Origin of the sequence: Parabacteroides sp. TM07-1AC (genome assembly GCF_003480915.1) — a bacterium.
Classification (GTDB): Bacteria; Bacteroidota; Bacteroidia; order Bacteroidales; family Tannerellaceae; genus Parabacteroides; species Parabacteroides chongii.
The window spans coordinates 79,578-93,851 of the sequence record NZ_QUKD01000010.1; the positions used below are offsets into that span (position 1 = coordinate 79,578).

Below are 14,274 nucleotides of genomic sequence, written 5' to 3' on the forward strand. Positions count from 1 at the left end.
ATGCCTTTTTTAGCATTCCTAAACTAAAAAATCCAACTTTCTAACACATGCAAAAATATAAATGTTTTTTTAATAAATCCTATAATAAGGCATAGTTTACCTCTTCGGGATTTTATGTATTTTTGCCGCCGTATCGAGGTGACATTTAGATACAATATATAAACGTCTTAAATTGCATAATTTAGCATGTATACCGTAATTAAAAGAATGGAGATATCGGCTGCACACAGTCTGAAACTCTCTTATTCCAGCAAATGTGAGAACCTGCACGGTCACAACTGGATCATCACTGTCTACTGTCGCTCGAAAGAATTGAACGCCGATGGCATGGTAATAGACTTTAGCCATATCAAAGAATCGATAAAAAATAAGCTGGACCATCAGAATCTGAATGAAGTCCTGCCTTTCAATCCGACGGCCGAGAATATGGCCCGATGGATATGCGACCAGTTACCTAATTGTTATAAAGTAGAAATTAAAGAGTCAGAATCAAACACTGCGATCTATGAGAAAGATTAATCAAATTTTTTACAGCCTGCAAGGGGAAGGCTATCACACCGGCAAAGCCGCTGTTTTCATCCGTTTTTCCGGATGCAACCTGAAATGTTCGTTTTGTGATACGGAACATGAAGAAGGAACACCGATGTCGGATGAAGAAATATTGGAGGCAATCTCTGCCTATCCGTCGAACATGGTCATACTGACCGGTGGTGAACCGGCGTTATGGATCGACGATACATTTATCGACATGCTTCACAAAGCGGGTAAATATATATGTATAGAAACAAACGGTACACGTCCGCTGCCTAAAGGAATCGACTGGGTGACCTGTTCTCCGAAAGAGGGAGCACCGCTCAAAATCGATCATATGGATGAAGTCAAGGTAGTTTATCTGGGACAGGACCTGTCCTCTTACATCCAGCTGCCTGCCAAACACCATTTCCTTCAGCCCTGTTCCTGCCGGAATACAATGGAAATAGTGAACTATATCCAGCAACATCCGGAATGGCGGCTCAGTCTGCAGACACATAAGTTGATCGATATTGCATAAAAACAAAGAAGCGGCTGTGTCAAAATAGCTATTACCGAACGCAGACCACGCAGAATACACAGAATTACGCAGATTATTTTATTAAAATCAATATTGTCTGCGTTGCTCTGCGCCCTGTCTGCGTATTCTGCGTTCCCTAATATAGAATTTTGACACAATTAGTATCTTTTCTTATTAAATATACCGAACTTCCATCCCTCGTACGTCGTCATTGATAACGCCATTGTCATACACCAGCTGTCCGTTGACAAAGGTATGGGTGACACTATGATGGAATGTCGTACCTTCAAACGGCGACCATCCGCATTTATACAATATATTTTCAGGAGCCACCGTCCAGCATTTTTCCGGATCCACAAGAACCAGGTCGGCATAATAACCCGGACGGATATAACCGCGACGGTCGATATGGAACAGATCAGCCGGCATATGCGCCATCTTTTCCACTACTTTCTCATACGTAAAGCAACCTTCCGCCACCATCTCCAACATGCCTGCCAATGAGTGTTGCACCAACGGACCACCCGAAGCCGCTTTTAGGCAACTGCCCTCCTTTTCCGCGGGCAGATGCGGAGCATGGTCGGTAGCCACAATATCGATCGTATTATCATTGACGGCATTACGCAAGGCAGTCCGGTCCGCCAATGTTTTAATAGAAGGATTCCATTTGATCCGATTGCCATACCGGGCATAATCGCCGTCATGAAACCAAAGATGATGCACGCAAACTTCACCTGTAATCTTCTTTTCACCCAGAGGCACTGCGTTGCTTAACAAAGTCAACTCCTTCGCCGTCGACAAATGCAGAATATGCAAACGCGAATTTAATCGGGTTGCCAATTCGACCGCTTCGGCAGAAGAGGCATAACAGGCTTCCTCGCTTCTGATCTTGCTATGGAAAGAAATATCGAGATCTTCTCCGTACTTCTCCGTATAATAGGCAATATTGCGTTTGATGACTTCTTCCTTTTCCGCATGGATGGCGATCAGCATGTCCGCTTCACCGAAGATACGTTCCAGGCTCTCTTTCTTATCTACCAGCATATTCCCCGTAGAAGAACCGAGAAAGAGCTTCAGGCCCGGCACACGACTACGATCCAGTTTACGTATCTCATCCATATTATCGTTCGTTCCCCCGAAGAAGAAAGAATAGTTGGCTACGGAAGTTTCCGCACCACGCTGAAGTTTCCATTCCAGATCGGCAATCGTAGTAGTCTGCGGCTTGGTGTTCGGCATATCCATAAAACTGGTTATACCGCCAGCCACGGCAGCACGGCTTTCACTGGCAATGTCTCCTTTATGCGTCAGACCCGGTTCACGGAAATGCACCTGGTCGTCGATCGCTCCCGGCAACAGGAGTTTCCCTCCGGCATCGATCACCTGCACAGCAGAAACTGTCTCGGGCACGCTTCCTTCATATACCTCAGCTATTTTATCTCCATCGATCAGGACAGCACCTCTAAACATGCGTCCTTCATTCACTATATGAGCGTTTTTTATCAGCGTCTTATTCATATGCTTTGTGTTTATTTGTCACAAATGTACAAGATTTTATTCAAATCACCTTAATTTCAGCACCCCCAAAGAAGAAGGAATATGGAAATCCGGCTGGGTGGCATCGGGAATGATCCAGGACGACCAGATCACTTGTTCCTCTTTCGGTCCGTAATAATCGGCACGGTACACGCCCATGCGTATTTCTCCTTCCGAAGAGATCACTCCCATTTCTTCCAGGCTTTTCAAAGGGATGGAACCTTCCACGATATAAGAATCCGTACCGACATGGGTTCCCAGCTTCAATCCTTTAAAGTTCCAGCTGAAATCAAACTGACGGTAGAACTTCGCATGATAGTCCATCACCTTGCCGTGCGGGTCGATCTCGGCACAATAGTAATCCTTCATGGCAGGGTCTTTGCTGAAGAAGAACTCGATGCGGTCGCTACTGCCAACCGAGGCTTCGGTCTTTTCATTATTATATATGATCGTAGAATCGGACACCTCGTAGATGAAATACAAATTCTTCCGGTCATGGCAGACGGAGAATGTCGTCCGGTCTTTCACAGCCCCGTCCCACGGAGCGGTCAAACCGGATACGGCAACAGGTATCTGCGCCCAGTCGTCTTTCTTCCCGTCTACCGAAATCGATTTTACCGACGGGGCACTGATAACAGGGGTAACCGATATGCTCTGTCCCGGAGCCTGATCGGACGGCTGCATGATCTTCAAATCATAGTTGTTGATCTTCAGCGATAAAGAAGACTGCGTATGTGTCGGATCACTAGCTACGACACGGATCGTTCCGTTTTCTGTTGAAAGCATATAAATACCCGGTGTCTGTATCTCCAGCAGCAGATTATCCGCCAGGCGGATCTTCCCTTTCTGATAGGCAGTAATATAAAAACGATGACCGATCTCCACCGCCTGCATGGTCTCATCGTTACAAAGCAAATGGATATTGTCGGTCGAAAAAGAGGCAGTCCGCTCAGCCGAAACGGCTGGTAATATCAGGTATTGATAAGAAGCCGGCGATTCTTTCGGATGACGTATATACAAAGAAACAACCTCCCCTTCTACCTGCTGCGGCGTATAGGATCCCATAAAATCGGACCAGCTGCCGGAACGCTTTTCGGAGATGGCTACACTATTCGCCTGTTGCATCAGGATGTATCCTGTACTGTCATGATAAAAACGTAAAGCCTTACCGTTTGACTTAAAAGTGCCGTTCACCGTATGCCAGCGGTTATTCTGAAAATAGGACAACTCTCCTCGCTTCTTCCGTTGGTCGACCGAAGTTGTCAGACTCAAAGTGCTGTCTGTCTTTATACCGGCACCCAGGCACAAAACATAATCGTCCGTCATCACCCACGCTTTACGGGCGTGTACACCGTCGCGGTTGACAACCATGGCGGTCATGCCTGTACGTCCATCCGTTACGCCGCCGACAAACGCACTCTCATTGCGGGTATGCGCTCCGTATTTGCGCGGCGAAGGAACCGGAGCATCCGTTTCATAAGAGGTGATTCCCGGTATTTTGCGCCAGTCCCAAAAAGGAAAGACATTCAGATATTCATCCCCATGACGGTAAATATACGTGGCACCGTCGCCCATATAGAAACCTTTCAGGTTATCCTCGTTCACCAGCTCGGTGCCGATCACGCGTTCGGAAGCCATCTTGACGGAAGCCATCCACTTCGGTGCCCGATGGACGGTCTGATCCGAATCCCAAAAATGTTTTTGTCCGGTGAATGAAGCCTCTTCCGAGGATTGGGGCGGGAAGTTATCATTCAGGAAAGCATCCAGCTTGCTGACATCAGCCGGTGCACTGCCTTTCTTCAGCGAATTGGCGGCATTCCCGATGGCAAGCGCTTTATGGATGGGTGCATTATGAAATAACTGACGGTCAAGTGCATTCACATCCATATATCCCCGCCAGATAATCCAGCGATAACCTTCCGTCAGTAAATTATTCAATATAGATTGCTGTTCGGCATTCAAGGCAAATGACGTTCCGGCAAACAGCCCCGAATAGAAGCTCATTTCCCCCAAATAAGCCAACCCGTAATTACCGAACTGCTGCTGCGGTCCATGCTGATGAAAACTCCAGTCGCTCTTAATACCCTCCTCACGTTCGGTCGTTATCTCAGAGACGATCGTATCGCGCGCCGCCTTCACCAGTTCGTAATCATCCAGTAACAATCCTTTCATCAGCACGTTACCAGCCAGCCAGACTTTGTTCTGTCCGGTCATGCCGAAGCGGGCATTATCCATTACCTTCACAGCTTCTTTCAATTCATCGGGACGCATCTGCGTGCGAAGCAAAAGAAAAGCAGGTCCGAATGTTTTCGGGATGCCAATCTCGTTATACCACCAGTTCTTACAAACCGGCTTCGTACGGAACCAATAATCGAGTGCCTGATGGATCACCGTCGAGAAGCGGGGCGACCAGGTGCAGGAAGGCCCTTCGGCATGATAGAGTTTAGCCAACTCCAACACGCGGTCTGCATGTTTCTTGGCATCCCAGCCCGAACGTTTGGTATCGTTATAGTTGATATCCGCCCAAGAACCGTCTTCACGGATACTGTCCATATACTTCTTGATGTTATCCAGGTTAAAAGGATAACGCTGATGCAGCTCCACGACTACCTGATCGGACATTTCCGTCTCCGGCGGAATACCGGCAAGTATGCGGTTCAGCAAATCCGATTCATTATTGGAGTCAATCAATGACTGCGTATAATTCTGCCGTATCTTCTCCAGTTCTTCCTGCGGTGTCTGCGAGAACACTTTTACGGGCAAAAACAAGAATGCGGCTAACAAGAATGTGTTTGTAAGGAGTCTCATGGTATTCGGTTTAATATTCTATTTCTTCTGCGGATACTTACGGAAGAAGCTCCACCATTTCAGTTTAAGCACACCAAACAAGGCTTCGCCGAAAATAGAAGAGTTCATCTTCGATGTTCCCAGTACACGGTTAATAAAGATGATCGGCACTTCAACCAGTTTGAAGCCGCACTTATAAGCCGTGAACTTCATCTCTATCTGAAAAGCGTATCCCTTGAAATGAATATGATCGAGGTCTATCGTTTCGAGCACTTCCCGGCGATAGCATTTGAAGCCCGCCGTCGTATCCTGTATCTTCATACCTGTAACAAAACGGACATAGACCGATGCATAATAAGACATCAGCACACGTCCCAGCGGCCAGTTTACCACATTCACGCCATTACTGTAACGTGAACCGATAGCCACATCCCCGCCCTGCTCCGTACAGGCTGCATATAGTTTCGGAAGATCGTTCGGATTATGGCTGAAGTCGGCATCCATCTCGAAGACAAAATCGTATTTATGTTCGATAGCCCACTTGAAGCCGCAAATGTAGGCAGTACCCAATCCCAGCTTTCCTTGTCTTTCTACCATGAAAAGACGTTCGGGGAACTCTTTCTGCAAACGTTTCACAATATCTGCTGTCCCGTCGGGTGAGCCGTCATCTATAATCAAAATATGAAATTCTTTCTCCAACCCAAACACCGCACGGATAATATTCTCAACATTCTCTTTCTCGTTGTAGGTAGGAATAATAACAATACTGTCTGACATAAAAACTTTGTTTTAATTGAAAATTGAAAATTGAGAATTGAAAATCGACTGATACAGATTCCATTTCCAATTGCCAACTGCAATGCGAAGGTAGATATTTTCATTGATTTAACGAGTATGATTGCAACATTTTCTCTACATTTGCAAAGATATAGTTTTCAATTATCAATTATCAATTTTCAATTAACCAGTTGGAGGTACAAGAATTACTTAAGATATTTGCCGCCCATCCACAAATAACCGCATTAGATACCCTTTTGAACGGTAATACGTCAAACAATATATTCCTCAAAGGGCTAAACGGTTCGGGCGCAGCAATGATGATCGCTTCTCTTTTTTTAAAAAGAAGGGGAAGCTATGTGTGCGTGCTTAACGACCAGGAAGAAGCCGGTTACTTCTATCACGACCTGATGCAACTGACCGCAAGCAATGATATTTACTTTTTCCCGTCCGCTTACCGGCGTGCAATCAAATACGGACATATCGATCCGGCAAACGAAATACTTCGCACGGAAGTGCTCAGCGTGCTCCAGGATCCGGAAGCTCCGTTCGTGATCGTCACCTATCCCGATGCGCTGGCGGAAAAAGTGATTTCGCGTGAGGACCTGAAACAGAACACACTGAAGATAAGCGTCAGGGAGAAGCTGGATAATATGTTCGTATCCGATGTACTGGACGAGTATGGCTTCGAGCAGGTCGATTATGTATACGAGCCGGGGCAGTATGCCATACGCGGCAGTATCCTGGACGTGTTCTCTTTTTCATACGAGTTTCCTTATCGTATCGACTTCTTCGGAAGCGAGGTGGAAACGATCCGTACGTTCGATGTAGAGACGCAGTTGTCCAAAGAGAAACTGGACAGTATTTATATCGTGCCGGAGATGAATAAAAGCAACCGGACGAATACGTTATTGCTGGATTCACTGCCTCCGAAAACCCTGCTGGCGACGAAAGACCTGGCATGGACCAAAGAGCGTATCGACAGTTTGTGGAACGAAGAACCCGTTGTCGGTGATGAAGAATCGTTCACCGACATCAGTAAGATGCGTGCCAAACTGGTTACCGGAGATGATTTCCTGCGGGCAGCACTGAACTTCCGCCGGATGCATTTCGGGATGCGCCCGACCGGCGTAGCGGATGCCACCCTCACATTCAGCACACAGGCACAACCCATTTATCATAAGAATTTCGAAATGGTGAGCGAGTCTTTCCGGAATTATCTGGAGAGCGGCTATACAATCTATATATTAAGCGACGTAGAAAAGCAGGCGACACGTATCCGCGCCATCTTCGAAGACCGGGGGGAAGACATTCCTTTTACTTCGGTCAACAAGACGGTACACGAAGGGTTTGCCGACGATACATTGCGTATCTGCCTCTTTACGGATCACCAGCTCTTCGACCGTTTCCATAAGTTCAACCTGAAAAGTGAGAAAGCACGGAGCGGAAAGCTCACCCTGTCGCTGAAAGAACTGAACCAATTCACAACCGGCGATTACATCGTGCATATCGACCACGGTGTCGGACAGTTCGGCGGACTGGTACGCACCGAGGTGAACGGCAAGATACAGGAAGTGATCAAGCTGATCTATCAGAACAACGATATTATCTTCGTCAGCATACACTCGCTGCACAAACTATCCAAATACAAGGGGAAAGACAGCGGCGAGCCGCCCAAGCTGAACAAGCTGGGAACCGGTGCCTGGGAGAAGATGAAGGAGAAGACCAAGAAGAAAGTCAAGGACATTGCCCGCGACCTGATCCTTCTTTATTCCCAGCGCAAACAGGAAAAAGGTTTCTCTTACTCTCCGGACAGTTTCATGCAACATGAGCTGGAGGCAAGCTTCATTTACGAAGATACGCCCGACCAGATGAAAGCAACCAGCGAGGTGAAGGAGGACATGGAAAGTGCCCGCCCGATGGACCGCCTGATTTGTGGTGACGTTGGTTTCGGGAAGACCGAGGTGGCGGTACGTGCAGCATTCAAGGCGGTATCCGACAATAAACAAGTGGCGGTATTGGTGCCGACAACGGTACTTGCTTTCCAGCATTTCCAAACATTCTCGGAACGATTGAAAGATTTCCCCTGCAAGATCGATTATATCAGCCGGGCAAGGACAACGGCGCAAATCAAAGCGACATTGAAAGAGGTTGCCGACGGGCAGGTGAACATTCTGATCGGTACGCACCGCATCGTCAGCAAGGATGTCAAGTTCAAAGACCTGGGATTGCTTATCATTGACGAGGAACAGAAGTTCGGCGTATCCGTTAAGGAAAAACTCCGTCAGATGAAAGTAAATGTGGATACGCTGACGATGACGGCAACGCCTATTCCGCGAACATTGCAGTTCTCATTGATGGGTGCCCGCGACCTGAGCAGCATCACGACTCCCCCACCCAACCGTTATCCGGTGCAGACGGAAGTAGAACGTTTCAATCCGGACATCATCCGCGAAGCCATCAACTTCGAGATGAGCCGTAACGGACAGGTATTCTTTATAAATAACCGCATTCAGAACATTTACGAAATAGAGACGCTGGTCCGTCGGGAAGTGCCGGATGCCCGCGTGGCAGTCGGACACGGACAGATGGAGCCGGAGAAACTGGAGAAGATCATCCTCGACTTCGTCAACTACGAATATGATGTGCTGATCGCCACCAGTATCGTGGAAAGCGGCATCGACGTACCGAATGCCAACACCATCATCATCAACAACGCACAGCAGTTCGGCTTGTCCGACCTGCATCAGTTGCGCGGCCGTGTGGGACGAAGCAACCGCAAGGCGTTCTGTTACCTGCTCTCTCCGCCTCTGTCCTCATTGACTCAGGAGGCACGCCGCCGTCTGCAGGCGATCGAGAATTTTTCCGAACTGGGAAGCGGTATTCATATTGCCATGCAGGACCTCGACATTCGTGGGGCGGGTAATATGCTGGGGGCTGAACAAAGCGGCTTCATCGCTGACCTGGGATATGAAACGTATCAGAAAATCCTGGAAGAGGCAGTCGATGAACTGAAGAGCGAAGAGTTTGCCGACCTGTATGCCGACTCGGAGGATGGGAAACGGGATTCGGGTAGCGAATATGTCCGCGAAACCTATATCGAAAGCGATCTGGAACTGATGTTTCCTCCTACTTATATCCCTAACGACTCGGAGCGTATTTCGCTGTATCGCGAACTGGATAAAATGGAAGAGGAACGGGATATACTGGCTTTCACGGAACGGCTGAAAGACCGTTTCGGCAAGATACCGAAAGAGGGTAAAGAGTTGATCCGCATCGTCCGTCTCCGCCGGATGGCAAAGAAGCTGGGTATGGAAAAACTGGTTCTGAAGAAGGGGCAGATGAGTATCTTCCTGATCAACAATCCGGACAGTACGTACTATCAGAGCGAGGCTTTCGACAAGTTGCTCGCTTTTATCCAGAAACATCCGCGCGAGTGCAACCTCCGCGATCAGAACGGCAAGCGCAGCATCGTGATAAAGAATGTCCGCACAGTAGAGACCGCCTGCGCATTAGTGGAAGAAATAGAAAAATCATAAAATGAAGATGTCATGAGAAGAACATTGGTAGACCTTTTTGAGAACTCGGTGAAATTATATCCCGACAACCCGTTCTTATGGGAAAAGACAACAGACAAATTCGTGCCTACCACCTACACGCAGGTTAAGGAACAGGTGTACACGCTGGGAGCCGGACTGGTTGCCCTCGGGGTAAAGAAAGGCGATAACATGGCTTTGCTCAGCGAAGGCCGCAATGCCTGGATCATCGGTGAACTGGCTATGTTCTATGCCGGAGCGACCAATGTTCCTCTTTCCATCAAACTGGAAGAGGCGGGCGACCTGCTGTTTCGTCTGACGCATGCCGATGTGAAATATATCATGGTTTCCGGCAACCAACTGAAGAAGATACGCTCCATCGTCGACCGGCTGCCGTTGCTTCAGCAAATCATCATCTTCGACGAACAAACAGCCTATCAGGAAAAAGAAATCTCCCTGTCTAAAGTGATCAGGATGGGAAAAGAGTACCTCGATACGCATCCGTTGGACGAGTTCCTGGCTATCGGTCAATCGCTGACCAACGACGACTATGCCACGATCACCTATACTTCGGGAACGACTGCCGATCCGAAAGGGGTCATCCTCACCCATCGCAATTACACGGCGAATGTGGAGCAGTCGCTAACCTGTGTGGACATCGACGATACCTGGCGCACGTTGGTTATCCTGCCACTCGATCATTGCTTCGCGCATGTGGTAGGGTTCTATATATTTATGTATAAGGGGGCTTCGGTCGCTACCGTACAAGTCGGAAAGACAGGTATGGAGACATTGAAGAATATCCCTGTAAATATCAAAGAGTTCAAGCCGTACTTGATATTGAGTGTTCCGGCTCTAGCCAAGAACTTCAAGAAAAACATCGAACAAGGTATCCGGGCCCAGGGTAACCTGGTTAATCGTCTGTTCCATATGGGACTGGACGTAGCCTATACCTATAACGGTGACGGAGGCGATGACAAAGGACGCGGCTGGCGGTTTTTACTGAAACCGATAGTCAGCCTGTTCGACAGCCTCATCTTCTCCAAGGTTCGCGAGAACTTCGGTGGCGAACTGAAGTTCTTTATCGGCGGCGGTGCCCTGCTGGACAAAGACCTACAGAAATTCTACTATGCTATCGGACTGCCGATGTATCAGGGATACGGATTGAGCGAAGCGACTCCGGTTATCTCGACCAACGGTCCGCGTCATCACCGGTTCGGCAGTAGCGGTGTATTAGTTCAGCCTTTAGATCTGAAGATATGCGATTCGAACGGGAAAGAACTTCCTGCGGGCGAAAAGGGCGAGATCGTGATCCGGGGTGAAAATGTGATGGCGGGTTACTGGAAGAATCCGGCGTCTACCGCTGAGACGATTAAAGAGGGCTGGCTCTATACCGGGGATATGGGCTATATGGGAAAAGATGGTTTATTATATGTATTGGGGCGTTTCAAAAGTTTGCTGATCGGCAGCGACGGAGAGAAATACAGTCCGGAAGGTATCGAAGAGGCTTTGGTCGAGCACTCATCCTGCATCGACCAACTCCTGCTTTACAACAATCAGAATCCTTATACGGTAGCACTCCTTGTTCCGAACAAAGACCATCTGAAAAGACATCTGGCACACCAGCAACTCGACCTCCATACGGAGAAAGGAAAAGAAGAAGCGATCCGCATCATCCGGAAACAGATCGACCGGTTCCGAAAAGGCGGCGACCTGGCATCTATGTTCCCCGACCGCTGGCTGCCTACGACATTTGCCGTCCTGCCCGAACCGTTCACCGAACAGAACGGCATGGTGAACAGCACGATGAAAATCGTCCGCGGGAAAGTCGAAAAGGCGTATGCCTCCCGCATTGACCATCTGTACACCTCGGAAGGTAAGAATCCGGTAAATGCAGAAAACCTGAAGTCATTATAAATAATATTGCTAAATCCAAATAGTTCACTAAACACAATGATTATGCGTTACAAAACTGTATTATCCGCTGTCGCCCTTGCCGCTTTGGCTACGACCACTCCGGTCCTGGCAGATGGTGTCGCTAAACAAAACATCGATAAAGGCTGGACCTTTAAGCAGGTCCGCGGTAATAACTGGTATCCGGCAACCGTTCCGGGCGTCGTTCAAACCGACCTGATGGATAACAAGATCATTGAAGATCCGTTTTTTCGTTTGAACGAACGGAACATCCAATGGATAGATAAAGAAGACTGGGAATACAAAACAACATTGAATGTATCCCCGGATATCTTCAATAAGGACAACATCGAGCTGGATTTCAAAGGTCTGGACACGTATGCCGATGTCTACCTGAACGACTCGTGTATTCTCAAAGCCGACAATATGTTCCGCGAATGGACGGTAAACGTAAAGAATCTGCTGAAAAAGGATGATAACGAACTTCGTGTCTATTTCCATTCGCCCATCAAAGTAGACCTGCCTAAGTTCGAAGCCTTAAAGTTCCCCGTCGAAGCAGGCAACGACCAATCGGAGAACGGGGGTATCTTCGACAAAAAGGTAAGTATCTTTGCCCGGAAAGCCGGTTATCATTATGGTTGGGACTGGGGTCCACGTATCGTCACCAGCGGTATCTGGCGCCCTGTTTATCTGGTCGGATGGAACGATGCGCGCATCGACAATATCTTCTATGACCAGACCAACGTAACCGCCAAACGTGCCGATATTAAAACCCGCGTACAGGTCATTGCGGACAAAGACGGAGAAGTAACGCTTAACATCAAAGCAGACGGTATCAAAAACAACTGGACGAAAAAGGCACAGGTGAAAAAAGGTACCAACGTGATCGAGACGGAGCTGACCGTCAACAATCCGAAACTCTGGTGGTCGAACGGTCTGGGTGAAGCGCATTTGTATCCGTTCACCGCCACGATCAGCATGGACGACAAGATTGCCGACAGCCACACAACGAACATCGGTATCCGCAGTATCCGCGTCATCAATAAGCCGGACAAAGACGGTCATACGTTTTACTTCGAACTGAATGGTGTGCCGGTATTCATGAAAGGTGCCAACTATATCCCGCAGGATAACTTCCTGCCGCGTGTTACTGCCGAACAGTATAAAACGACTGTCATGGATGCGGTCAATGCCAATATGAACATGCTCCGTGTATGGGGAGGCGGTATCTATGAAGAAGACCTCTTCTACGATCTTTGCGACAGGCACGGTATTCTGGTTTGGCAGGATTTCATGTTTGCCTGCAGCGTTTATCCGCTGACACCGGAGCTGGAAGAGAATATCCGCCAGGAAGCGATCGATAACGTGATCCGCCTGCGCAACCATCCAAGTCTGGCTATCTGGTGCGGAAACAACGAAATCCACACAGCCTGGTTCAACTGGGGTTGGATGAAAAAGTTCGATCAATATGGCGTAACGGAGCAGTTGCGTAACGATACCAAAAAGTTATTCAACGGTATTCTGGCAGATGTCGTAAAAGAATATGACCCAACTATTTTCTATTGGCCGTCCTCTCCCTACGGAGGTGATCCGGATGCTAAATGCGAAAGTGGCAAACCAAACTGGAACCCGAACGGTGACGCTCATTACTGGGGTGTATGGCAAGGTATCGATTCTGTTGCCCACTTCAACAAGGTGAAAGCCCGTTTCTTCTCTGAATATGGCTTCCAGTCCTTCCCGGAATATCAATCCGTACTGAAATATGCTCCGGAAGAACGTGATCATGATATTTATTCAGATGTCATGATGGCGCACCAGCGTGGCGGACAGATAGCGAACTCACGTATCGAAAATATCACTTTGGAAGAGTATTGTAAACCGAAAGACTTCCCCAGCACGCTTTATATGAGTATCCTGCTCCAGGGAGATGCCATGAAAACAGCCATGGAAGCTCACCGTCGCATGATGCCTTATAATATGGGTTCTCTGTTCTGGCAGCATAACGACTGCTGGCCCGTCGCTTCCTGGTCGAGCCGTGATTATTACGGACGTTGGAAAGCACAGCATTATTTTACGAAGAAAGCCTTCCGCGACATTCTCGTTTCACCGATAGCAGAAGATGGGACATTGAATGTATGGGTTATATCCGACCGTTTGAAAGCCGTGAAAGGGAAATTGGATATACGCGTTATGGACCTGAAGGGCACTGTTTTATTTTCAAAGAACAGCAATGTCACATTGCCTGCCAATACGAGCAAGATTCAATTCTCTGCTCCGGTGGAAAGTTTGCTGGCTGGTAAGAACCTGAATGAGGTTGTGGTTAATGCTCGCTTCATCGAAAATGGCAAAGAAAGCGAGGTGATTTCCAACAATTACTTCTTTACCCGCTACAAAGACATCGACTTCCCGAAAGCGGATATACAGATGACTTCCGTTCCTGCCGCCGACGGTTTCGACGTAACAGTTCAAAGTGACGTTTTTGCCCGTGCCGTATTCCTGAGTATAGACGGTATCGACAATTTCTTCTCTGACAACTATTTCGACTTATTACCTAATGAACCGGTAACAATCCACGTCACAACCAAACTGGATAAAGCTTCATTCGATAAACAGTTGAAGAGCCAAAGTATAGTAGATGCTTATAATTAAAACAAAGAAGGGTCCTGATCATCTGAC

The 14,274-nt window shown here is 47.9% G+C and carries 8 protein-coding genes; 5 read left to right on the plus strand and 3 right to left on the minus strand.

All coding sequences use genetic code 11. The annotated features are described in order from the left end of the window. The first annotated feature begins 186 nt into the window (after nucleotides 1–186). Nucleotides 187–519, plus strand: a complete 333-nt coding sequence (gene queD, locus DXD68_RS18485) for a 6-carboxytetrahydropterin synthase QueD (protein ID WP_122362980.1) — start codon at nucleotides 187–189, stop codon at nucleotides 517–519. Beyond that, nucleotides 506–1,051 carry a 7-carboxy-7-deazaguanine synthase QueE gene (locus DXD68_RS18490; protein WP_122362981.1) on the plus strand — a complete coding sequence of 182 codons (546 nt, stop codon included), beginning with the start codon at nucleotides 506–508 and terminating at the stop codon, nucleotides 1,049–1,051. Before queD ends, DXD68_RS18490 begins: the two co-directional genes overlap by 14 nt. A gap of 174 nt (nucleotides 1,052–1,225) precedes the next feature. Here the strand turns inward: DXD68_RS18490 and DXD68_RS18495 are convergent, their stop codons facing one another. Genes DXD68_RS18495 through DXD68_RS18505 form a run of 3 tightly spaced genes read right to left on the minus strand, consistent with a single transcriptional unit; the run spans nucleotide 1,226 to nucleotide 6,148 of the window. After that, entirely contained in the window at nucleotides 1,226–2,566 is a 1,341-nt protein-coding gene (locus DXD68_RS18495) for a dihydroorotase (protein WP_122362982.1), read from the minus strand. Between the two features lie 45 nt (nucleotides 2,567–2,611). Beyond that, nucleotides 2,612–5,392 carry a polysaccharide lyase family 8 super-sandwich domain-containing protein gene (locus DXD68_RS18500; protein WP_122362983.1) on the minus strand — a complete coding sequence of 927 codons (2,781 nt, stop codon included), beginning with the start codon at nucleotides 5,390–5,392 and terminating at the stop codon, nucleotides 2,612–2,614. Nucleotides 5,393–5,410: 18 nt separating this feature from the next. Then, nucleotides 5,411–6,148, minus strand: coding sequence for a polyprenol monophosphomannose synthase (locus tag DXD68_RS18505; protein ID WP_122362984.1), 738 nt, complete (start codon nucleotides 6,146–6,148; stop codon nucleotides 5,411–5,413). 191 nt (nucleotides 6,149–6,339) lie between these two features. Between DXD68_RS18505 and mfd the strand changes: the two genes are divergently transcribed. From mfd to DXD68_RS18520, 3 genes are read left to right on the plus strand one after another with little or no spacing between them, the layout of a single operon-like run. Further along, nucleotides 6,340–9,687 (plus strand): transcription-repair coupling factor, encoded by a 3,348-nt coding sequence (gene mfd / locus DXD68_RS18510; protein ID WP_122362985.1) that lies wholly within the window; start codon nucleotides 6,340–6,342, stop codon nucleotides 9,685–9,687. 12 nt (nucleotides 9,688–9,699) lie between these two features. Then, a complete protein-coding gene (locus DXD68_RS18515) occupies nucleotides 9,700–11,601 on the plus strand; it encodes an AMP-dependent synthetase/ligase (protein WP_122362986.1) in 1,902 nt (633 codons plus the stop codon). 42 nt (nucleotides 11,602–11,643) lie between these two features. Continuing rightward, nucleotides 11,644–14,247, plus strand: a complete 2,604-nt coding sequence (locus DXD68_RS18520) for a beta-mannosidase (protein ID WP_122363099.1) — start codon at nucleotides 11,644–11,646, stop codon at nucleotides 14,245–14,247. Nucleotides 14,248–14,274: the final 27 nt, after the last annotated feature.